At 46.3% G+C, this 22,311-nt stretch carries 18 protein-coding genes and 1 pseudogene; 10 read left to right on the top strand and 9 right to left on the bottom strand.

Annotation, left to right across the window (positions count from 1 at the left end):
- Positions 1-10 precede the first annotated feature (10 nt).
- The 3 genes from minC to minE are packed head-to-tail and all read left to right on the top strand — an operon-like array spanning position 11 to position 1,917.
- Positions 11-802 carry a septum site-determining protein MinC gene (minC, locus tag ACOCLE_RS04915; protein ID WP_419535753.1) on the top strand — a complete coding sequence of 264 codons (792 nt, stop codon included), beginning with the start codon at positions 11-13 and terminating at the stop codon, positions 800-802.
- Positions 803-850: 48 nt separating this feature from the next.
- Positions 851-1,666 carry a septum site-determining protein MinD gene (gene minD / locus ACOCLE_RS04910; protein ID WP_419535752.1) on the top strand — a complete coding sequence of 272 codons (816 nt, stop codon included), beginning with the start codon at positions 851-853 and terminating at the stop codon, positions 1,664-1,666.
- On the top strand, positions 1,663-1,917 hold the full coding sequence (minE, locus tag ACOCLE_RS04905) for a cell division topological specificity factor MinE (RefSeq protein ID WP_066015437.1): 255 nt from the start codon (positions 1,663-1,665) through the stop codon (positions 1,915-1,917). The genes minD and minE overlap by 4 nt, the downstream gene beginning before the upstream one ends.
- Positions 1,918-1,933: 16 nt before the next feature.
- Here minE and ACOCLE_RS04900 read toward each other — a convergent pair whose 3' ends face one another.
- Entirely contained in the window at positions 1,934-3,031 is a 1,098-nt protein-coding gene (locus ACOCLE_RS04900) for a tRNA-queuosine alpha-mannosyltransferase domain-containing protein (protein WP_419535751.1), read from the bottom strand.
- Positions 3,032-3,131: 100 nt separating this feature from the next.
- On the opposite strand from ACOCLE_RS04900, the gene ACOCLE_RS04895 reads away from it, so the two are divergent.
- The gene (locus ACOCLE_RS04895) at positions 3,132-4,430 is read left to right on the top strand and encodes a M18 family aminopeptidase (protein ID WP_419535750.1); all 1,299 of its coding nucleotides are present in this window, start codon (positions 3,132-3,134) and stop codon (positions 4,428-4,430) included.
- A gap of 186 nt (positions 4,431-4,616) precedes the next feature.
- Here ACOCLE_RS04895 and ACOCLE_RS04890 read toward each other — a convergent pair whose 3' ends face one another.
- A complete protein-coding gene (locus tag ACOCLE_RS04890; protein ID WP_419535749.1) occupies positions 4,617-7,010 on the bottom strand; it encodes a hypothetical protein in 2,394 nt (797 codons plus the stop codon).
- 570 nt (positions 7,011-7,580) lie between these two features.
- Between ACOCLE_RS04890 and ACOCLE_RS04885 the strand changes: the two genes are divergently transcribed.
- Positions 7,581-7,871 carry a hypothetical protein gene (locus ACOCLE_RS04885; protein ID WP_419535748.1) on the top strand — a complete coding sequence of 97 codons (291 nt, stop codon included), beginning with the start codon at positions 7,581-7,583 and terminating at the stop codon, positions 7,869-7,871.
- 393 nt (positions 7,872-8,264) lie between these two features.
- Positions 8,265-10,388 carry a carboxy terminal-processing peptidase gene (locus tag ACOCLE_RS04880; protein WP_419535747.1) on the top strand — a complete coding sequence of 708 codons (2,124 nt, stop codon included), beginning with the start codon at positions 8,265-8,267 and terminating at the stop codon, positions 10,386-10,388.
- 392 nt (positions 10,389-10,780) lie between these two features.
- On the opposite strand, the pseudogene ACOCLE_RS04875 reads toward ACOCLE_RS04880, so the two are convergent.
- Positions 10,781-12,124: pseudogene (locus ACOCLE_RS04875) on the bottom strand (IS1182 family transposase); the annotation flags it as partial.
- Between ACOCLE_RS04875 and ACOCLE_RS04870 the strand changes: the two are divergent.
- Together ACOCLE_RS04870 and ACOCLE_RS04865 are read left to right on the top strand one after the other, a co-directional pair.
- On the top strand, positions 12,066-12,383 hold the full coding sequence (locus ACOCLE_RS04870; RefSeq protein WP_419537151.1) for a DUF2789 family protein: 318 nt from the start codon (positions 12,066-12,068) through the stop codon (positions 12,381-12,383). The pseudogene ACOCLE_RS04875 and the gene ACOCLE_RS04870 sit on opposite strands and share 59 nt — an antisense overlap.
- Before the next feature lie 99 nt (positions 12,384-12,482).
- Positions 12,483-13,373, top strand: a complete 891-nt coding sequence (locus ACOCLE_RS04865; protein ID WP_419533099.1) for an IS982 family transposase — start codon at positions 12,483-12,485, stop codon at positions 13,371-13,373.
- Between the two features lie 422 nt (positions 13,374-13,795).
- On the opposite strand, the gene ACOCLE_RS04860 is transcribed toward ACOCLE_RS04865, so the two are convergent.
- The 4 genes from ACOCLE_RS04860 to ACOCLE_RS04845 form a co-directional block, all read right to left on the bottom strand.
- Positions 13,796-15,004 (bottom strand): quaternary amine ABC transporter ATP-binding protein, encoded by a 1,209-nt coding sequence (locus ACOCLE_RS04860; protein WP_419537150.1) that lies wholly within the window; start codon positions 15,002-15,004, stop codon positions 13,796-13,798.
- On the bottom strand, positions 14,997-15,896 hold the full coding sequence (locus ACOCLE_RS04855; protein WP_419535746.1) for an ABC transporter permease: 900 nt from the start codon (positions 15,894-15,896) through the stop codon (positions 14,997-14,999). The genes ACOCLE_RS04860 and ACOCLE_RS04855 overlap by 8 nt, the downstream gene beginning before the upstream one ends.
- Before the next feature lie 125 nt (positions 15,897-16,021).
- A complete protein-coding gene (locus tag ACOCLE_RS04850) occupies positions 16,022-17,032 on the bottom strand; it encodes an ABC transporter substrate-binding protein (protein ID WP_419535745.1) in 1,011 nt (336 codons plus the stop codon).
- Between the two features lie 284 nt (positions 17,033-17,316).
- Positions 17,317-17,796: a MarR family winged helix-turn-helix transcriptional regulator gene (locus ACOCLE_RS04845; RefSeq protein WP_066014247.1), complete on the bottom strand. Its 480-nt coding sequence runs from the start codon at positions 17,794-17,796 to the stop codon at positions 17,317-17,319.
- A gap of 265 nt (positions 17,797-18,061) precedes the next feature.
- Between ACOCLE_RS04845 and ACOCLE_RS04840 the strand changes: the two genes are divergently transcribed.
- Positions 18,062-20,017, top strand: a complete 1,956-nt coding sequence (locus ACOCLE_RS04840) for a BCCT family transporter (RefSeq protein WP_419535744.1) — start codon at positions 18,062-18,064, stop codon at positions 20,015-20,017.
- Between the two features lie 87 nt (positions 20,018-20,104).
- Entirely contained in the window at positions 20,105-20,482 is a 378-nt protein-coding gene (locus ACOCLE_RS04835; protein WP_419535743.1) for a DUF2237 family protein, read from the top strand.
- Positions 20,483-20,558: 76 nt separating this feature from the next.
- On the opposite strand, the gene ACOCLE_RS04830 is transcribed toward ACOCLE_RS04835, so the two are convergent.
- On the bottom strand, positions 20,559-21,164 hold the full coding sequence (locus tag ACOCLE_RS04830) for a hypothetical protein (protein WP_419535742.1): 606 nt from the start codon (positions 21,162-21,164) through the stop codon (positions 20,559-20,561).
- Between the two features lie 256 nt (positions 21,165-21,420).
- The gene (gene yghU / locus ACOCLE_RS04825; RefSeq protein WP_419535741.1) at positions 21,421-22,293 is read right to left on the bottom strand and encodes a glutathione-dependent disulfide-bond oxidoreductase; all 873 of its coding nucleotides are present in this window, start codon (positions 22,291-22,293) and stop codon (positions 21,421-21,423) included.
- Positions 22,294-22,311 lie beyond the last annotated feature (18 nt).

The following is a 22,311-nucleotide window of genomic DNA, read 5'->3' as shown; positions in this document are numbered from 1 at the left end:
GTTGTACGTTATGACCCTTCAACTGCAAACCGGTACTGCCGCTGCAGCTTTCAAGATGACAGGTGGTATTTATACACTGACTACTCTTGAATTGCATTCTACGAATCCAGCGGATATTACCAATCAGCTGGAGAACATGACACGCAAGGCTCCGAATTTTTTTCAACAGACGCCCGTCATCATTGCTTTTGACCAACTCAGTCCTGAACAACCATCGATTGACCTTTATCAGCTGCGTCACAGTCTTCAGCAGTTTGGACTGATCCTTATTGCTGTTCGTGGCGGTCAGAAGAGCCATAAACAGGATGCCATGATGGCCGGTATACCCTGGCTTCCGTCGCCAAGGCAGCGTAGTCGTGAGGAAGAATCGACTGAAGATGCTGAAACCAATGTCGTCATCATGCAAAAAACCCGGTCTGGCAGCAGTCCAGCCGCAGAAGCACAAAGTCAGGCTGAAACAGCTCCGGCTCTACAGAAAACTACGCTTATTGAGCACCCGGTTCGCTCTGGCCAGCAGGTCTATGCCGAAGGCGACTTGGTAATTACTGCACCAGTCAGCTCAGGTGCAGAGCTTCTTGCAGGTGGCAATATACACGTCTATGGGCCATTACGTGGCCGGGCATTGGCAGGGGTCAATGGTAATGGTGATGCACGTATTTTCTGTCTGCAGTTTGAAGCTGAGCTTATTTCCATAAACGGTCAATATAAAATGCCCTCAGCTTCCAGTAGCAGTGATCCACTCTGGGGTAGCAGCGTAATTGTATCCCTTGAGGAGCAAAGCTTGCACATAAAGAAACTTTAAGAAATACTGGACAACAGTTCAGTTCTTGATTTATGACAGGATTTCACCTTGGCTCGTATTATTGTTGTGACTTCTGGAAAAGGTGGCGTCGGAAAAACCACCACCAGTGCTTCCATTGCAACAGGATTGGCTCTTAAAGGTCACAGGACAGTTGTTATTGACTTTGATGTAGGCCTTAGAAACCTGGACCTCCTGATGGGCTGTGAGCGACGTGTCGTATACGACTTTGTCAATGTAATTAACGGTGAGGCCGAATTGCATCAGGCCCTGATCAGAGACAAGCGCACAGAAAACCTATCCATTTTGCCGGCCTCTCAAACCCGGGACAAAGAGGCTCTCACTCACGAAGGTGTTGAAAAAGTCCTGAACCAGCTGGCTAAAGACTTTGAGTACATCATCTGTGACTCTCCGGCAGGTATCGAACACGGCGCCCTGATGGCACTCTACTTTGCCGATGAGGCTATTATTACTACGAATCCTGAGGTTTCGTCCGTTCGTGACTCTGACCGTATCCTGGGCATTTTGCAGAGTAAGTCCCGTCGTGCGGTAGAAAATCTTGAGCCTGTTAAGGAGCACTTGCTAGTAACCCGCTACAATCCTGATCGGGTGACACGCGGAGAAATGCTTAATATTCAGGATGTCGAAGAAATTCTGGCGATACCACTGATTGGTGTCATTCCTGAATCTACCTCTGTATTGAAAGCCTCCAACCAGGGGGTACCGGTAGTATGCAATACCGAAAGTGATGCCGGTCAGGCATACAACGATGTGGTTGCCCGCTTCCTTGGTGAAGACATACCACACCGTTTCCTTGAACCCGCCAAGAAAGGGTTCTTACAGCGCATGTTTGGAGGAATAGGATGAATCTTATGCAGCTATTCCGCTCATCACGCAAAGAAGACAACAGCGCCGCGATTGCCAAGGAAAGGCTGCAGATCATAGTAGCCCATGAACGGAACAGTCGAAGTGGGCGTGATTTTTTGCCAGCCATGGAGCGGGATATTCTTCAGGTTATTCAAAAGTACATAGAGATCCAGCAGGAATGTATTGACATCAAGCTGGACTCTCAGGATGGCTGCTCCATTCTGGAGGTGAATGTTCAGCTGCCAAACTGACGGCAGCTGAACACCTTCAGCCATTTGCCACCTTGATAATCCACTGCTGATAGAAAGGTCTCAATGCGCTCCATCCCAGACCGCTGACATCTGGAGCGATAAGTATCTCCCCCTGTTCTTTTCTTCTGGCTATTTTTTCAAGATGGTCGGCCAAGGCCTTCGCTTCTTCCGGCTCACTTTCAGAAGATGGATAGCGAAAGCACTTGGCAAATAACTCTGGGTATGCAAGGCGATCGGGAACCACAGGAACACAACCCGCTGCCACCGCCTCCAGCACAGCAACCCCCTGAAAGTCATGAATAGCGGTAGACAGCACCACATCACTGGTCTGGAGCAATAACCGATACTCCTCAGCACTGTTGATGAACCCCCAGTAACCAATGTTTTTAGAAAGCACTTCGCGCATTTCTGTATACACCGGTGGAACCTGACGAAAGGCCTGTCCGACGACATGTATCTTGAAAGGCACTCCACGGCTATCAAGAGCCTTCAGTGCGTTGAACATACGTTCAGGAGCCTTGTCATATTCCCAGCGGTGATTGAATACAACCTGCAATACATCACGACAGTTATGTTTCTCTTTAAGAAAAACATCATCAGGTAGCGGAACAGGCAGAACAGATGATTTCTCCTGCAACAGGTCGAGAATATTACCAGGCACAAAATCCGGCAGTTTCTTCAATAACTGCCGCACACCTTCAAGAAAGGTTTGTCGATTATAGGCTGAATTGAAAAGCACTTGATCAGCTGCCAGGGCCGTATATAAGTTCAGCATCAATGGCTCGACGGTGGCATTTTGCTGACCGGAAGCTGGGTAGGCAAACTGGTTCTCATGGAAATAGCAAAGTACAGGCACATTGGCCAAGGCTGGTACCATCCCTTTCAGCGCCGACAGGTCCGTCATTGAGGTACATACCAATAAATCATAGCCAGCACTGAGCACTTCTCTCTTCGAATACGCCCAGGTAAGGCTGTTTCCACGCAGGCGCCAGCTAAAATAGCGGGGAGGTAAGGTCAGTACTGTCCAGTCATATTCCGGAAAGGCCCCCACCAGCCCTTTACGCCAGTACTGGTGACTCAGGGCATCATAAGCCGAAAGCAGAAGAATTTTCATTCATCGTCCTAATGTAAACTTGCGCAAACTCATCCCATCACGAAATGAAATAAAACATATCTTTGTAGTAAGATCACAACTTCAATTGCAAGGTAGCCCCATGAGCAAAGAACACTTTAATCAGGAGCTTATCCAGTTCCTAAACGCTTCTCCAACCCCTTACCATGCGGTAGCCACTATGGTGGCTAAACTTCAGGAAGCGGGCTTCCAGCCATTGAATGAGTCAGACTCCTGGTCTCTCAAAGAAGGCGGAAAATATTACGTAACCCGTAATGGATCTTCCATTGTTGCGTTTACCATGGGCAAAACCGAGTTGGGCGCCAGAATGGTGGGAGCACACACTGATTCTCCCTGCCTGAAAGTAAAACCACAGCCAGAATTGAACAAGCACAGCTATTTTCAGCTAGGCGTAGAGGTTTATGGCGGTGTCCTGTTAAACCCATGGTTCGACCGTGACCTTTCACTCGCCGGCCGTGTCCAATACCTCAACGATCAGAATCAACTTTGCCATCAACTGATCAATTTTGAGCGCCCTATCGCCATTATCCCCAGTTTGGCCATTCATTTAGACCGCGAAGTGAATAGCGGCCGTGCAGTCAATCCACAAAACGACATTCCCCCGATCCTTTTCCAGCTCGCCGATGATGACAAAGCCGATTTCCGGGAGCTACTGAAAGAAGAACTGACACGCCAAGGTCACAACGACTGCCAGAAAGTGATGGAATATGACCTCTCTTTCTATGATACCCAAAGTGCTGCCGTTATTGGCCTGAAAAACAATTTTATCGCCAGTGCTCGACTGGACAATCTGCTCAGCTGCTATGTTGGTCTGGAGTCTCTGATTAATCACAAAGCATCTGACGCGACTGCTCTTCTGGTGTGTAATGATCATGAAGAAGTTGGCAGTGTCTCAACCACCGGTGCTCAGGGACCATTCCTGAAGAGTGTACTGGAAAGAATGTATGGCACAGGAGAGTCTCTGACCCGGGCCATGAACCGCTCCATGTTGATTTCAACGGATAATGCCCACGGCATCCACCCCAACTATGCCAGTAAGCATGACGAGCATCACGCACCAAAACTGAATCAAGGAGCTGTCATCAAAGTTAACGCCAACCAGCGCTATGCGACTAATGATGAAACCTCTGCACTTTATCGTACGCTTTGCCAGGCTAGCGACAGCAAAGTCCAGCACTTTGTTACCCGTACCGATATGGCCTGCGGTAGTACTATTGGACCACTGACCGCCGGTGTACTGGGTGTACGCACACTGGATCTTGGGTTGCCAACATTTGGCATGCACTCAATCAGAGAGCTGGCTGGGAGTGATGACGCCTTCGAACTCAGTAAAACGCTTTCCCTTTTTATGACTTTGGCTGAACTGCCATTCACCGAATAATTTGCATTCTGCTGGCTCTCAAGTGAGGGCCAGTAAATTTCTAGAGATAACGTGACGTGATCCCGCACACTAACGAACTCTCCACCCTGATAGGGTCCTGGCTGCATGATTACTTGGAAAACTCAAAACGACAAAAGTTCAGAATCACCCAATATTACTCAATAGCTGGCTTGTGAATTCCCACACTTAACAATACCTACGCACCCGACGTTCAGACGGACTACCAGCTTTGCCTGAGAAAACTTTTTCTTTTTTCAGGTCAGCCAGTTCATCATGAAGCCTTTTATGGTTATGAACCAACACTTCAAGTCTTTGACCGTTAGATCTCAGCCTTTCCTGATGTTTGCTCGCACTTAGCGATAAGGACTGAGCCTCTTCACCATCAGCGCCCTCTAACATTCCCATTTTCCTGGGAATACCTGAAAGCCAGCTCTCCCTATCATCAAAGGCCTGATCCAATCGATAGGTAGACGATACTAACAAAGGTAAAATACCTCCCATTTTCTCATGTAATTGTTCAACTTCTTTGAGATACCATTCCAGCCTATCCAAATCATCCCCAGACAAACCCTCTGATAAAGAAGCCAAACTGGCTTTCAATCCATCAATCGAAAAGTGCTGCTGCTCAATTGGCAAGCTCCACTTATCGTAAAACAATTCTGTTACTTTATTTGCCTCATCAGATATTTGTTCCAATTCACAAGCTTTGGTCTCTAATTGATGATCTCTAAAAGAGCATGCACTTCTAAAGTCATTAAATATTCTATGGCTCTTACGGATAATTTCTCTAAAACTCAAATAATCCCGGTCAAAGCTTAATTGTTTGAACTCAACTTCAATCAAGGCCAGCCTGCAGGAAAAAGTGATAAGTGGCTTCCCTCCCCTAGCCAAAACTCTCTCGTAGAGAGCTTTTGAGCCATTAGTATCTCCGCTCCTAAACAGTTCGCAAGCACGATCGCACATCTTCTCATCGGATAGTATTGTTTCCACCTCGTTCGGATCTGGCACTCTTTCAGGTGTTTTCTTATCGTCACAATGCTCTACCCCCTGTGACTTTTCAGAATGAAGAACGTCCTCTCCATCAATAATTTCATCCTCCAGCTTGGAACGCCGCAATGCCAGCTGCTCTCCTCTCATATCCTTGTATCGAGATAAAAAGTGATGTTGACTGGCCTTTACATCTTGCATCCAAGCCATCCTGTCGACAGGCTCATAACCTTCATTTCTATGAAACACATAATTAGAAAGATTGAAGAAAGCACTATAAAACTGATCAAAGCACTTTTTAATCTGATTTTTTTGCAAGGTTATACAACCATCTTCCGCCAGCCTTCTATTAAAATCCTGGTAAAGATTCATAACCAAAGTATTCTGATCTCTCTCACAAATTTCGAAATAGCGTGATATTTTGTCAGCCAACTCAGAAGATATAGTCAGCGGCACTTTATGTATGAATGGAATCAGCTTACCTAAATCAATATCTTTAAATTGAACCCCCATCATAAAGTCAACTACCAGTACATTCAGAGTACGAAAGAGTACCTCACTAACACTGTCATTGATTCCACCCAGAAATTCTTCAAATGACCTTGCAATAACAGGATCAATTCTGGCAAAGATACTTTCAATTTGAAGAATTGAAAATGCTCGCTCCTCTTGTGAACAGCCTCTCGATATTTGATAAAGCCTGTTCCGAGCATCCACCAAAAGTTGCAATTCAAACTCACTTAAAGGAACCCATACGTGCTGAGACCTATTTTCACCAATGGATTCCACAACTCCCTGAAAAAGATCAACGAAAATATTCGAATCCCCCTTGCTAATAGCATCTATCAATAATCGTAGTTTTTTCCTCATGTCCGGAATTGAAGACAAAGGAATCGAAAACTCTTCCTTTACACGTTGCTCCACTGCTAGTTCAATCCTGGCAGTGCTACGGTGTGTTGAAGAGCCATTCTTTAAGAGAGACAAAGCGGCAACAGATGACGAATTATTCTTGGACCTGGCGTCTTTATTTTTGTTTGATTCAGCCCCCATGCCTGAAGAAGCTAACGAGTCTTGGGAACGGCCATTCCTTCTTCGCCTTCGGCGCCTGCCCATTCGTACCGACTCAGTATCACTTGTTCGTAGTGATGATCCTCCCGCTGCTGACTGCAGCTCTTGAACCAAAATACTGGCACTGTCTTGTTCAGCCCCAGCTGAAAATGACTCAGGAGCGGTTACATTAGATTCACTACCAAACACTAAAGCCTGATTTTGATACGTACTATAAGGATCAGCAGATGCAGGCAGCATACTATTGATTACAGGCATTAGACATCCATTCACATCGTAAAACGGCACTTCACGATGTGAATGGTCAGAAACTGGCTGCATACTAACCCTCATTTCACCAGTGTAATTACTGTAGCCAAAAGGAACCGTGGGTTGATAAAACGATTCACGATGAAAACTCCCCCCTTCGGGCAGGCCCATAAAAATAACAGGCTGATGCTGTATTACCTGCTGCCCATGAAATACGCCACCAACTCCCCCCTGCAGATTATAGTGATAACTTTCAACACACTGAGCACTGTGCATATAAGAGTTCTGATTATGATTAAGCCGTAATGCAGGGGGGGAGCCAAACAAAAGGTCATTCTGCATGGCGAGGGGAGGTATATTGCTATGGACCATTGATGGATGAACCATTGTCACCATGCGAGAAGGAACTATTGCCGAAGTTGAAGTTTGTGGATGCCAGTACGCAGAAGGCCTAAAGCCATAATAAACTGTACCATTATACTCAATACCGGGGTCTGACGGCCCTCTTCCTGATGCCGGTGTAGAAGCTGCTTGAACCTGAGAACAACCATTTAACATACAGACAACCCATGACTAGTAGTGAATTAGTGTCATTTCTGGCTTTTTGGAAAAACAAACCTGGCTGTAACTAAATCAAAGGCCTGCAATTTCATTAGAAACCGCAATCTGCCAGGGAGATATACTCCCTATCGTCTTTTGAAAACAGTATTCCATTTTTTGCAAGCTAGAATCTGAACACATATCGCCAAGGAAGTTCCCCCTATTGATTTACTTTACTAATCACACTTGAAGATAAATATTGGAGAGGTCACCCTGTAAATTACCCCCCTTACAGATTACATTTGTTTGCAAAACGCAACGCAAACCCGCGTCATACGTACAATTTCAGACTCCAACTTTGCTGCCGATATTGCTAATCTTAATGATGTCTATAGACCAGCCACCATCACAGGCAATCCCATGAAAGTCCAACCAAATAACCGACCAGCACTGCGCCCAGCCTCCAACTCCCAGAATGTATTTTCAATTCACCGCAGTACAATTAATCCGGTTAAACCGTTGTTAAAGGCTTCTACGACACTGCCTACTTCAAAATCATTTGATGAAACTGGCGGTTTTATCAAAGGCTACAATTAATTCAAGCGCCAGATTAACAATATCTCATCCATCACGGGCGTGTTAGACAAGTTCAACACGCCCGCTGAATACCATATTCTAAATCTCACGTACCACCTTCCCTCCAAATCAATCATTGCTTTTTCTCAACAGCCTTGTTGGAATAGGACTTATTCCACGGTTAATTGTTTACGAATTAACAATCTGATTTACATGAGGTTGTCAGGGCACAGGGATACAACTGCTGTCATCCGGAAGATGACTGTATTATGCTGTATTCAGTCCCACGGAATACTCAAGAGTTTGACAGCCTGAGCGATGACTTGAGTAATGGAAAGTGTCTTAGCCGTCAGGTTACTACTGCGCCAGGAAGGCACACTTCAACAGACAGAATGACACGGAGCTAAAGCCTCTATGATATCGAAACTGCAGCCAGCCAAAAGAGTTCTGCTGTTCTTTTCGTCGCTGCTTTTCACAGTACTTCTCACAGGCAATCTTGCTCAGGCCGTAGATAAGGATATCAGCCAGCCCGTCCCGGCTCTGACGCCCAATCTTCAGCAGGCCATTGCCAGCGTTCATGTGGTACAGCTGCTTTCTAGAAGCCATTACCGGAAAATCCCTCTTGACCAGGACAGCATGGAGAAGGTATTCGATCGTTACCTGGATCGGCTAGACCCAAACCGCAGTTTTTTCCTGCAATCAGACATTCAAGAGTTTGAACCTTACCGGAAAAAGCTGGGAGACTCTCTGAAAAGTGGCGACCTCAATCCTGCCTTTGCCATCTTTAACCGATACCGGGAACGAGCAGAAGAGCGCGCTCGATTCATGCTTAAGCAGCTGGACATCGGCATTCAAGACCTGAATCTCAAGAAGAATGAAGACTTGGTCATTGAGCGCAAGAATGAACCCTGGCTTACCAACAAGCAAGCCCAGCAACAACTTTGGGCCAAGCAGTTTAAAGACAGTGTATTAAGTCAGAAACTGAACAATAAGACCGACGAAGAAATTATCACTCAGCTGCGCAGAAGGAACACGAACCTGCTCCGCAGGCTGCACCAGAGCAAAAGCGAAGATGCCTTCCAGACCTACATAAATGCCTTCGCCGGTATATATGACCCTCATACTCAGTACTTCTCTCCCCAGACAGCTGAAAACTTTGACATCAACATGAGCCTTTCACTGGAAGGAATTGGTGCCGTGTTATCCGCAGAGGATGAATACACCAAAGTCGTCAGTGTTGTACCCGGAGGTCCTGCAGAGAAAGCCGGCCAACTAAAGCCAGGTGATAAAATCGTCAGTGTTGGACAGGGAAAGAAAGGCGACCTGGAGGATGTAGTTGGCATGCGCCTTGATGATGTCGTCAAATTAATTCGTGGTGCCAAACACACATTAGTACGCCTTGAGATAATCCCAGGCAGCAGCAAAGACAGCAGTACACGGGTTTACGAAATTGTCCGGGATCGGGTCAAACTGGAAGAGCAGGATGCAGCCAGCAGGATCATTGAAGTACCTGTGAATGGGAAAAAAAGCCGCATAGGTGTCATTGAGCTACCGACCTTTTATATTGACTTTAAGGCTGCTCAGGCAGGGGATCCTGACTATAAAAGTACAACCCGCGACGTTCGCAGATTGCTTGAGAAGTTGAAGAAAGAGAAAGTCGATGGACTGATCATTGACCTTCGCGGTAATGGCGGGGGGTCATTGCAGGAAGCCAATGAGCTGACTGGACTGTTTATCGATAAGGGACCCACTGTTGTCGTGCGTAACAACCGCGGCCGCTCCGAAAGACAGGAAGACCCAGACGCGGACCAGCTTTATGATGGCCCAATGGTTGTCATGATCGATCGCCTCAGCGCCTCAGCATCAGAAATTTTTGCTGGTGCTATGCAGGATTATGGCCGGGCATTGATCGTCGGAAGCCAGAGTTACGGCAAGGGCACCGTTCAAAGCATTCAACCACTGAATCATGGACAACTGAAATTGACTCTGGCCAAGTTCTACCGGGTTTCCGGCCAGAGCACGCAGAATCGTGGCGTTATCCCCGACATCATCTTCCCATCACTTTATGATGGACGGGATATCGGTGAAGACACACTTCCCGATGCGTTGCCATGGGACAATATCTCACCGGTATCCTATAGACCTTATGCTGATTTCAGCCCCTACCTTCCTGAACTGCAGAAAAAACATGAGTATCGCACTCGTAAAAATGCCGATTTTGTATACCTTCATGAGATGAAAGACTACTTCGAGCATTATGAGAACCAGAAAAAAGTTTCTCTGAACCAGGAAAAACGGCAACTTGAGTTACAAACCATGCGTAGCCAACGCCTTGCCATTGAGAATCGCTTGCGTAAATCCCGAGGCCAGCCTTTGCTGAACAACCTGGATGAGCTCGAAGAGATTAATAATCAGGAGCTGGAACAGAAGAAAAAAGATAAAGAGCCTGATGCCTTCCTTCAGGAAGCGGGTGTCATCCTGACCGACATGGTGAAGGCTACCAACAATAAGCAACTCTTTACTCGCCGCTCTGGCTAAAATCTTCTTTCACTTAATAGAAAGCCCGCTATTGCGGGCTTTTTAATGAAAAGTACAATAATCAAACTTGGCTGACTGACTGCTGACACTATCGATCTGGTCTATCTTTATTTAAGGAACCTCAAGCTCGAATAAGGCAATACCATGATGGATGCACAGTTCAACGATCTTTCCAGCCTGTTTTCCCAGCTAGGAGTCTGTCGGACTTTGGGGGCTAACTAAGAGAAACAGGGCTTAAATTCTGAAATTTTCCGAATCTGGCTTCAACAGAAACTTTTTTTGATTTTTGCCCTCTTGACCCAATTCCAGATGTGAATCAAAAACACCCTGTTAATGGCTAAAAAAACCATAGAAATAGAGATTTTCTGAGCGTCTTTCAGCATTAGGCTAAACATTTTCTTCAGGTTAAAGGCCATACACAGAAGTGTCCATTCTGCAGACACTGCTTCAAGACCGCGAACTAGAAATTGACGGTAGCCCATCACCTCTTTCTGTATCCCAAAGGTGGGCTCAATTGTACTTTTCCTCAAGGCATATATCGCCCTTCCTTCCCGCGTCTGCAAACGCCAGCGCATTAAATCCAGAGCCGTCACATCATCGCCTTCCGGCATCGGTTCATCAGCCTTGAAACGCTCCAGTAAGGGCTTGTTATGGGCATCCCGCTTTTCAGCAATGTAGGGAATGGCACCGAAGTCATGCACTGCAGTTACTGACGAATTGCTGAAATATCCGGTGTCAGCAAGTAACGCTTCCGGTTTGCCGATCCATTCTGATCGAGCAGCCAGTACTTCAAGAGCAGGCGCTATCTGTTGTTTGTCATTCGTCGCCTGAGTAACATGATTTTCAACAATAAGACCACTCTCTGTATCCACTGCTGCCTGTACGTTATACGCCTGCACATAACCGTTGCTGGTCGGCATGATCCGCGACTCCGAATCAGTCAGGTTAACCTGGTCTTTGTCTCCGGGACCGGGCGTTGGGGCTTTGGGCTCTCTCCCTCGTGGCTTTTTACCCGTTTCCCTGATGGCATCACGACGGTCGACTTTTTCCTTATGTTCTGCAAGTTCCTGCTGATAGCGCTCTTCGGCTCGTCGTTCAATTTCAGCCTTGGCATCGGCAATAACCTTGAGTCGATCTTCCCTGCGTTTCAGTTCTTCAGGAATGGATAATTCATCAGGCAGCTGTTCGGTATTGACCTTATCCGCCATTTTTTGAAGCGCTTCTACTTCTGCCTTTAGTTGTTCTTCAAGCTTGCATGCGTGCTTATAACTGAGTGCCTTATGTTTGCTGGCATTGGCTTTCATTTTGGTGCCATCAAGACTGATAGAACCCATCTTCAACCAGTTGGCTTCGCGGGCAATCAGTAATATCTGAACAAACAGAGAACTGATTTCTTTACGGAACCGTTTACGAAAGGTATTGATGCAATCATGATCCGGATGTTCGTTAGCGCAGATGTACCGAAAGGCGATGGAGTCATAAGTTGCCTTCTCAAGCTTGCGGCTGGAAAAGACGCCTGTCACATACCCATAAAACAACAAGGACAGCATAAGGGATGGGTGCCAGGCTTTCGAACCTACGCCTTTATAAGCCTGAGTAAAAGCTGAGAGATCCAGCTGTTCAACAATCTCAACAACAAAGCGGGCAAGATGCACTTCTGGCAGATAGTCCTGAACACTGGCAGGGAATAAGTCAGGAGTATTTCGGTCAATAGGCCTGAAAATCCAATTTTTCATTGATGGGGTATCTGCCAGAAAAAGTTATGTTGGGATTGTACTCAAAATTTATGCAAAGTCCGACAGACTCCTAGGCCTTGAGACAGAACCAGAAGCCATTACCCACTTTCTCAACCAGCATTCACTGAAAAAAAATGAGAAGCTGGAAGATGCAGATTTCTGGAATACATCACAGAAGGCTTTTCTTGTGGAAGAAAGAGAGTTGGATGCTCAATGGTGTGAAGCCATTGACGAGCTGGATACACTGCTGAGGCATTAAAAGTCTACGCCATGTGCGACTTTTAGGTTTGCATAAGGAGACATGACTGATCCTGCTTTCTGCTATTAAAAGCAGTAGAAAGCAAAGAAGGTTTCAGTCATGCCCGTTGAAGAGTTTATCACTACAGTCTACTGCTTGATCGACGATTTGGTAAAAGAGCTTTTTCCTGTACCACTGCGACTTCGAGGGTTTCCACCAAAGCTCACTGATAGTGAAGCGATCACCATGGAAGTTGTCGGTGAATGGCTTGGGCATCATAAGGACACTGAGATTTGGAAGTATTTTACCCGACACTGGCGACACCTGTTTCCTGACATTCCTTCACGCTCGGCATTTGTCAAACAGGCCGCCAACTTATGGCATGTGAAACAACGACTGCAAATTCGTATAGTCCAGATGATGCATGCAGATAATGCAGATATCCATTTAATCGATGGTTTTCCGATTGATGTTGTCGTCAGAACCCGTGCACCACAGAGCCGTATCTTTAAAGCTGAGGCTGGTTATGGTTACTGCGCTTCCAAGGACAAGAAGTTCTATGGCTTTCAGGGGCATTTGCTGGTTGAAGCACGAGGGATTCCTGTGGGTTTTACTCTGACCGCAGCGAACGTAGATGAGCGTGATGCAGCCTATGACATGCTCGAGACCATTTCTGGCCTCTTGCTTGGCGATAAGGGCTATATAAGGCCTGAGTTTAAAGCTGATTGTCAGGAATTAGGTATTGATCTTCAGACGCCACTGAGAAAAAACATGCAAGATGAACGTCCGAAGTCGTTTGTAAAGCTGGTATTACGGGTACGACGGAGAATAGAAACAGTGATAGGTCAATTGACAGAGCGCTTTGAAATAGAAAAGTGCCATTGTCGAGATAGATGGCATATGACATCACGTATCGCTCGGAAGTTACTGGCACATAATATTGGTTCTTATCTGAATATAATTGCTGGTCGTCCTGCAATACAGTTTGAGAACCTTATTTCCGAAGATTAAAAAACGGAAAGCAAATAATTGCGTGATTTTGAAGATACAACTTGGACTTACCATCATGCTAGCCCGGATATTTCATAAACGTGCTCCCGTTCTCGCTTGTCCTTTGCCGCCCTAAGGGAGTTTTGCTCGGTCGACCGTACTCCCCGGTACGGCACTCCCTCACAAAATCCCTTAGGGCGACAAAGTCCTGCCCGAGATTCGGGGCAGTTTATGAAATATCCGGGCTAGTAATTTGAGATAGTTTCAGACAAAGTCGCACATCGCGTAAGTCTATAAACAACAAAGATCACAATGCGCACAAAGAAAAGCGTTTCACTCCATTTGTATGCATTGTGATCTTTGGTCGGTCCAGAGCCTGATGATCTTTTCGCAACGCTCTCAGTGCCCTGAGAATAAAGCTCAAATACCTCCCTGCAAATCATCTAGTGACTTGTAGAAACGTCCCCCAACACTTCAGCAAGGCTTGAACGGGAAAGCTGCCCCTGTAACTGTCCATCATCATCAACCACCGGCAGGGGAAAGTCTGTGTCCAATGTATCAGGAATCACTGACTCCAGAATCGAGTCCGCCTGAATAGCAGGCACCGTCTCAATCAAGATAGAACTTACTTTCTTATGATTCCCCTTCAGCACTGCCTGTTCAAGGGTCTGCTGAAGAATAATACCCTGATAACCCTCATCATTAACGTAATAGCCAAAGTCCTCAGACGTCTTTTTCATCTGACTCAACGCTTCATCAATGGTTTCCGCAGTAATCCGACAGGCCGGTGGCTTCATCACAGTTTCTACCGTCAATGCCCGGGCACGATTCACGTCTTTAACAAACGCTTCAACATATTCAGTAGCCGGGTTCAACAGAATTTCTTCCGGCGCCCCTTGCTGAACAAGCTCACCATCTTTCAGAATGGCGATACGATCTCCCAACCTCAGCGCTTCATCGAGGTCATGAGTAATGAAAACAATGGTTTTATGGAGCTTGCTTTGCAGCGCTATCAACTGATCCTGCATTTCACTGCGAATCAATGGGTCCAGAGCCGAGAAGGCTTCGTCCATCAGCAGAATTTCCGCATCAGTACAAAGCGCCCTGGCCAAACCAACTCGTTGCTGCTGACCACCCGATAACTGTGACGGGTATTGCTGCTCATATCCTGCAAGCCCAACCGTATCCAGCCACTGGGCTGCTCTCTTCAACCGCTCCGGTTTAGCAACACCTTGAACCGATAGACCATAAGCAACATTGTCAATGACCGTTCGGTGAGGCATCAGACCAAAACGCTGAAAGACCATGGACATCTTCTGCCGCCGGAAACTTTCCAGCTCTTTGGCTGAAAACCGGGTAATATCGGTTCCATCAACCAGAATCTCACCCTCAGTCGGGTCAATCAAACGATTAAAGTGGCGAATCAAGGTAGACTTTCCAGATCCGGAAAGCCCCATGATCACAAAAATCTCACCCGACTTTACCTCCAGGTTGATATCCCTAAGTCCAAGCGTATGCCCTGTATCAGCAAGAATCTGATCTTTGGACTCCCCCTGATGAACACGCGACATCACCTTTTCTGGCTGCTTTCCAAATAACTTATAAAGCCCGCGAATTTCAATCAACGGTTCGTTCTTTTCACGCTCAGGCATGCTCAGCTCCCCCCAGATGTTTCTGGGTTCTGCGGGCATAAGCCTGAGAAACCCGATCGAAGATGATCGCCAACGCAACAATGGCAAGGCCGTTTAACAGCCCCAGTGTGAAATACTGGTTAGTAATCGATTTCAACACTGGCTGCCCAAGGCCTTTGACCCCAATCATGGATGCAATCACCACCATGGCCAGCGCCATCATGATGGTCTGGTTAATCCCGGCCATAATGGTTGGCATTGCCAGAGGCAACTGGACCCCCCATAACCGTTGAAAAGGGCTGGCACCGTAAGCAGTGGCTGCTTCCAGCACCTCTTTATCAACAAGGCGAATCCCAAGATTGGTCAGTCGAATAACTGGAGGAATGGCATAAATAACAACTGCGATTACACCGGGAATCTTACCAATTCCCAGCAGCATTACGACAGGAATCAAATACACAAATGCTGGCATGGTCTGCATGATATCCAGCATTGGAGTAACAACCTTCTGAACCCGGTCTGAGCGGGCCATGGCAATACCAATGGGAATACCCAGCACAAGGGAGAGCAATGTACATACCGTGATAACACTCAGGGTCCTCATGGTATTTTCCCACATACCAAAGTACCCAATTGCCAGAAGTGAACAGACAACCCCTAAACACAGTTTCCAGGAGCGGCTGGCCGCATAGGCCAAACCAGTAATAACCGCCAGTATCAGTATCCAGGGGGAGCTGATTAACAGATTTTCAAACCAGACAAGAAAAGAAAGTAAAGGGTCAAAGAAAGACTCAATCAAATCGCCATATTCACGGGAAAATTCCCGGTAGGCCCCATCCAGAGACTTTCGCAAAGCGATAAGGTCACTGCGATCCATATCCGGAAACTCAGTAACCCATGATTCCTTAGCCATACACTTCAGCCTTTATTATGCTCTTTTATAAGAGAGAAATGGCGGTGGTCACAAAAAGCGAGTTACGCAAAACATTCACGTAAAAGAATAGGCAACCACCCTTGCAAAACAGGCAAGTGATGACCTCAAAGAGCAGAAAGCTCTTGTTTTACTTTTTCAACAACATCTGCAGACAACCACTGAGTCCAGATAGGCTCATAGTTCGTCAAAAAGTGTTCCATTGCTATCTCACCATCAGCCTGATTTTCTTCCATCCAGGCCAGAAGCTCGTTCATTTGCTGATTAGTAAATGATCGTGTTGCCAGGTATTCATACGCAGCAGGCGCCTTAACGGCAAATGCCTCAGTAGTAATGGTATTGACTGGAGAAGGGGGATACATGGTTACTTTTGGTGATTCACAATCTTCTTTGGTAGTACAGGTCAGGTATTCATTCACATCGACACCTGAACCGAAGTCAACCTTAACCATTTCGTACTTACCTAGCACAGCAGAAGGTGCCCAGTAATAGCCAAACCAGGCTTCTTCACGTTCATATGCCTTGGCAATTGCACCAGACATACCTGCACCAGAACCTGGGTCGACCAGGTCAAAACCATACTCTTCAAGTTCAAGAGCCTTGAACAAGTTTCCAGAATTAATCTGGCAGTTCCATCCTGCTGGACAACCATAAAAGGCGGATAAGCTTGAATCTTCAGGGTGCTTGAATATTTTCGCCTTCTTTTTAATACCTTCAATGGTTTTCAAGTCAGCGTCTTTCTCGACCATATATTTCGGCACCCAAAACCCTTCCTCACCACCTTCTGAGAGGGAGTTGCCCGCATAACGAAGGCGTTTTTCCTCTACGCCTTTATCAAAAGCCTGCCGCATGGAGTTACTCCACATTTCCGGAGCAATGTCCGGCTCCCCCTTTTCAACCATAGAGGTTCCTGTAGCCATGGTATCACCAGGCACCAGCTCAACATTGCAGCCAAATACATTCTGAAGGATAAATTGATCAACGTGGGCTATGAGTGTTGCCGAGTTCCAGTTCATATCGGCGATGGTAACGTCGCCACATTCATTGGCAGAGACGGCCGCGGATAACGGTAACGACAGTGTAAGCAGGGCTCCAGCCGCAAATTTATTTTTTAGCATTTCTGTACCTGATTTATTATAAGTCCTTTACTGGTGCCGGGTAGTGCCTTTTTAATTCTATAAATTGACGTGAAAAACTGGGAATAAGAATTTCTGCTGTGGGGACGTTATCCGTAGATAAATAAGCAGAAATTTTTAAGCCCATTTTCCAGCGTCATGGACAAAACCGTACTTTCCCGGACACCGATAGGGGCAATAACTTACACTTCTAATGATTAGATTTCAAATTACTTTCAGCTTCTCACCACCAGCCCCATCCAAGAAATAGAATAAAAATCAAACAATTAAGGCTCTGTACCACCAATATCCAGAAGCGGAGCAGCATCGATAGACTCAGCATCCATCATGGCTGCAACCCTTTGCAGAGAAGACAGCACCTGCGTTTTCTCCCAGGGCTCAAGAGCCTCAAAACGTTCAATAAACTTTTCATGCAGAAGAGCCGGTGCTGTTGCCAGTACAGAACGACCAAGCTCAGTCAATCGCGCGTTCACAATTCGTTTGTCACTGGCACTTCGGACTCTCTCAAGGTACTGTCGCTCTTCCAGCCGGTTCAGAATGGTGGTTACTGTGGCCTGACTTAGCGATACATCCTGGGAGATCCGTTTAACCGTTACGTCACCCAGATCGTTAATGGCCTTTAACACCATGATTTGTGGCGTTGTCAGGCCACAGGCCTTGATCATGCGCTTAGAGTGAAGATCCGTTGCCCGTATGATCCGTCTTAGAGAAATAAGTACGTCAGTCCAATAACATGTTTCAGTCATACAATCTACTCAGCAAAGAGTTTCAGAAAACAAGCGTGCCTATTTGCCATAAAATAAACAGCAAAACAAACACAATTTGATATCAAATAGTTTGAGCTGTAATATATTTCGCCTAGACTCCTAATGAAGCTGTAAACAGGATCCTCTTCATGTTACTCCCCTCAGAGCGTTGATGGGCTTCTTGCACATAGTTCTAAACCCAAACGATCAAATTGATTTTGACCACTCAGCAAGAGCCTAAAACATGTCCCAACCGGAAAACTCGATGCCGTCCCGGCAAACGATCAATCCTCCCGTATTCTTTGGTTCAGCCATTTTAATACTTATATTGGTAGGCTATACGGTTTTTTTTCCTGACGATGCCAATAGCCGTTTTACTCACCTGCAATCCAGCATTATGACCAACGCCAGCTGGTTTTATGTCATGGCAGTCGCCCTGATTCTCCTATGCGTAGCCTTTCTGGGCCTGTCCCGATATGGCGATATAAAGCTCGGCCCGGACCATGCAGAACCTTCATTCAGCTTTGGCTCATGGTTTGCCATGCTCTTTTCTGCCGGCATGGGTATTGGCCTGATGTTTTTTGGTGTAGCCGAACCGGTGATGCACTTCCTTTCACCACCACTGGGTGAACCAGGTACCGTGGAAGCGGCCAAAGAAGCCATGAAACTCACCTTTTTCCACTGGGGCCTTCATGCCTGGGCTATATACGCAATAGTGGCCCTGATCCTTGCCTTCTTTGGTTACCGGCACAATTTGCCACTCACCCTCCGTTCCGCCCTTTACCCCATCATTGGTGATCGTATTCATGGTATCCCCGGCCATACCATTGATGTGTTTGCCATACTGGGCACCATCTTTGGGGTCGCAACGGCCCTGGGCTACGGAGTTTTGCAGGTAAATTCTGGCCTTAACTACCTTTTTGGTATCGAAATCAGCACGCAGGCGCAGGTTATTCTGATTGTTGTCATTACCGCACTGGCCACCATCTCCGTTGCAACTGGCCTGGATAAGGGGATTCGACGTTTGTCGGAAGCCAATTTGCTTCTGGCATTGATGCTGTTAGTGATGGTGGTATTACTCGGACCGACCGTTCTGCTGTTGCAGATGTTCGTTCAAAACACCGGTGGTTACCTGTCAGATATCGTCGGTAAGACATTCAACCTCTACGCCTATGAGCCCACAGAGTGGCTTGGTGGCTGGACGTTATTCTATTGGGCCTGGTGGCTCTCCTGGTCTCCTTTTGTCGGTATGTTTATTGCGCGCATTTCCAGAGGCAGAACCATCCGTGAATTTGTTACCGGAGTTCTTTTCGTACCAACAGGTCTGACACTGATCTGGATGACCGCTTTTGGTAATACCGCTATCGATATGATCATGCATCAGGGGATGGCCGGTTTGGGTCAGGCTGTAGAAACCGATGTACCCGTCGCTCTATTTAAGTTTCTGGAATATTTCCCGTTCTCAAACGTTCTGTCGATGATCGCTATTGTCATGGTGGTCATCTTTTTTGTGACCTCCTCTGACTCCAGCGCTATGGTTGTCGACATGCTTGCCTCGGGAGGTAACAGTAAAACCCCTATCTGGCAGCGGGTTTTCTGGTCCAGCCTGATTGGTGTTGTAGCCATGGTACTGTTACTGGCAGGTGGCCTTCAGGCCTTGCAGACAGTAACCATAGCCTCTGCCCTGCCTTTTTCCATCGTGCTTTTGGTGTCAGCATATGGCTTACTGAAAGCACTTGCTGTTGATGCGGCCAAAAGAGCGAGCCTGGAAAAAACAACACTGACCCCCAAAGTGGGGCATAAACCGATTCCCTGGCAGAATCGACTAGCCACTATGGTCAGTTATCCCCGCCGGTCCCATGTCAATCGCTTTATACAGGATGTTGTACTCCCCGCCATGGAGTCCGTCGCATCAGAGCTCAGTAAACAGGGCGTAGAAAGTACAATACAGCTGGATACTGAAAAGCAGATACCCAGCCTGGTCGTACTCCACGGCGATGAAGTGGACTTTTTCTACAAAGTCACACCACGCTCTTACCTTCAGCCCAGTTTTATGCTGGACGAAGAAGATGAAGAAGAGCGCAAATACTTCCGGGCAGAAGTTTTCCTCAGGGAAGGTGGCCAAGGTTACGACATTATGGGCTGGACCAGCGATCAGGTGATTGGTGATATTATCGATCAGTATGAAAAGCACATGCATTTTCTTCACATGGTTCGATAAGACTGACCAAGCCAAGGGTCATCAACAGCTCTTACCACGTTTTACGAGCTGTTGATGAAGTGTTCTGAAGTTCAACATCTCATTACTATGATCACACCAGAATCCACACAGAAAAATGTCTTTGGCAAGCCATTAAAACCATGTTGCCTGCAAACAGCGACCGGCTTTTTTCGAGATGGGTTTTGTCATACGGTTGAGCAGGATATTGGCATGCATACCGTCTGTGCATTAATGACGGTCGACTTTCTGGAATTTTCACGATCAAAAGGCAATGATCTGACCACTCCAAAGCCCGAATGGGGTTTCCCCGGATTAAAAGAAGGTGATCGGTGGTGCCTTTGCGCCAAGCGTTGGAGCGAGGCTTTTGAAGCTAAAGTGGCACCGCCGGTATTTTTAGCATCCACTCACATCAGCACACTTAAAATCATCCCGATGGAGATTCTCAGTAAATTCTCTGCCGAATAAATAACGCTGTCATTAATACTCTCTGATATGAATACGAGGTTACAAGCCATCCCTGACTGTAAACCATGGCTTTATTTTATTTCATATAAGAGTACACATATTCAAACTTCTGGCTTGAGAGACTGATCGTCGCGGTTGAATTCCATGAAGTATCACGACGCTCCAGTAAACCATCCACTGAAAGATGAACATTACCTCTGCTACCACTACTGGTCATATGACCATAAATATGACCCGATAACGTTTTCCCATAGACGCTGATCTTATCAAATCTGAAATTAAAATTAACACCACTACAAACATTGCTAAGATCAGAATAGTTTCGGTAAGGAATAACCAGATACTGTTCCTCACGGCCTCTTCTTGGCTTCAATTTAAGCCTTAAAGACATTAAACCTGCATCATTAACTGTTAAATAAACAACAATTTTGTCCACACGAATATTTTCAGCAACTACCTGACTGTATGCGTCAAAACGATACGTTCCCGGTGAAATTGAGCAACTTGTAATGGGCGTAAAATCAGATGGTGTATACGCGGGCGGTGGCTCAGCAGGGTATGGAAGCGGCGGGTACATAGGGGGGGCACTGGGGTATGTGGGAGGATTATAGGCTTCAAAACCGATGCCTGCAGCCAAAACAATAGATGGAAATAAAAGAAAAACAATCTTTAGAAACTTCATTATTCTAACCCATTCAGAACGTTAATATCAGTTTTTTTAGACTTTGAAGAATAGGCCATTTTCTAAAGAAAACTAGAAAGCTCTATAATAAGAAAGACAGAATTAATAAATAGCTGATCATAGAAGCGTCTCATTAAGAGCTATTATCAGTTGCAATACTTTAATTTCATATTCTAATTTCTATAAAAGATCGATAAAGGAACGGCGTATGCGCCGTTCCAAAACTAGTTGGCTATAATTTAAAAAGCCAATCTCTTTATGTTAAATCACCCAGTTTATCCTGAGTTCTAAGCTCAAAATCCGAAGCATCATGACGATTTCGCAGCTGTTCAGATGGTTCTCCCCAAGTCCGATTAACCATTTTCCCTCTTTGTACCGCCTTACGACGCCCTATCTCTCTAGACCATCGTGCAACATTATGATAACCGTCCACCTGAAGGAACTCTGCAGCTTCGTACAATTTTCCATCAACCAGGGCCCCATACCATGGCCAGATGGCCATATCTGCAATGGTGTAATCATCTCCACAGACATAAGTATTCGTTTCCAAATGCCGATTCAGTACATCCAGCTGACGCTTAACCTCCATGGCAAAGCGATCAATAGGGTACTGATATTTCTCTGGAGCATAGGCATAGAAATGACCAAAGCCGCCACCCAGAAACGGGCCACTGCCAACCTGCCAGAACAGCCACGAAAGACACTGCGCGCGCTTTGCAGGCTCTTCTGGAATAAAAGCATTAAATTTTTCCGCCAGGTACAAAAGAATGGCTCCTGATTCAAACACAGGAACCTCATGACCATTGCTTCGATCTACCATGACTGGAATCTTAGAATTGGGATTAATATTCACGAAACCTGAACCAAACTGATCTCCCTCCATGATCTCAATCAAGAAAGCATCATACTCTGCCTCTTTGATTCCAAGTTCCAGCAACTCTTCAAACAGTATGGTTACCTTTACACCATTAGGCGTGGCCAGTGAATAAAGCTGGAACGGATGCGTGCCAACAGGAAGCGGCTTCTCAAAACGGGCACCTGCAGTTGGCCGGTTAATTCCACCAAACTGGCCACCATTCTCATTTTCCCAAACCCACACCCTGGGAGGAACGTACGATACATGTGCCATGGACAGCTCCTGGACCTT

This window comes from Endozoicomonas sp. (assembly GCF_965196975.1).
In the GTDB taxonomy this organism is placed as follows: Bacteria; Pseudomonadota; Gammaproteobacteria; order Pseudomonadales; family Endozoicomonadaceae; genus Endozoicomonas.
The sequence above is the reverse complement of the archived record's forward strand: the minus strand, read 5'-3'. Positions and strand labels throughout refer to the sequence as shown.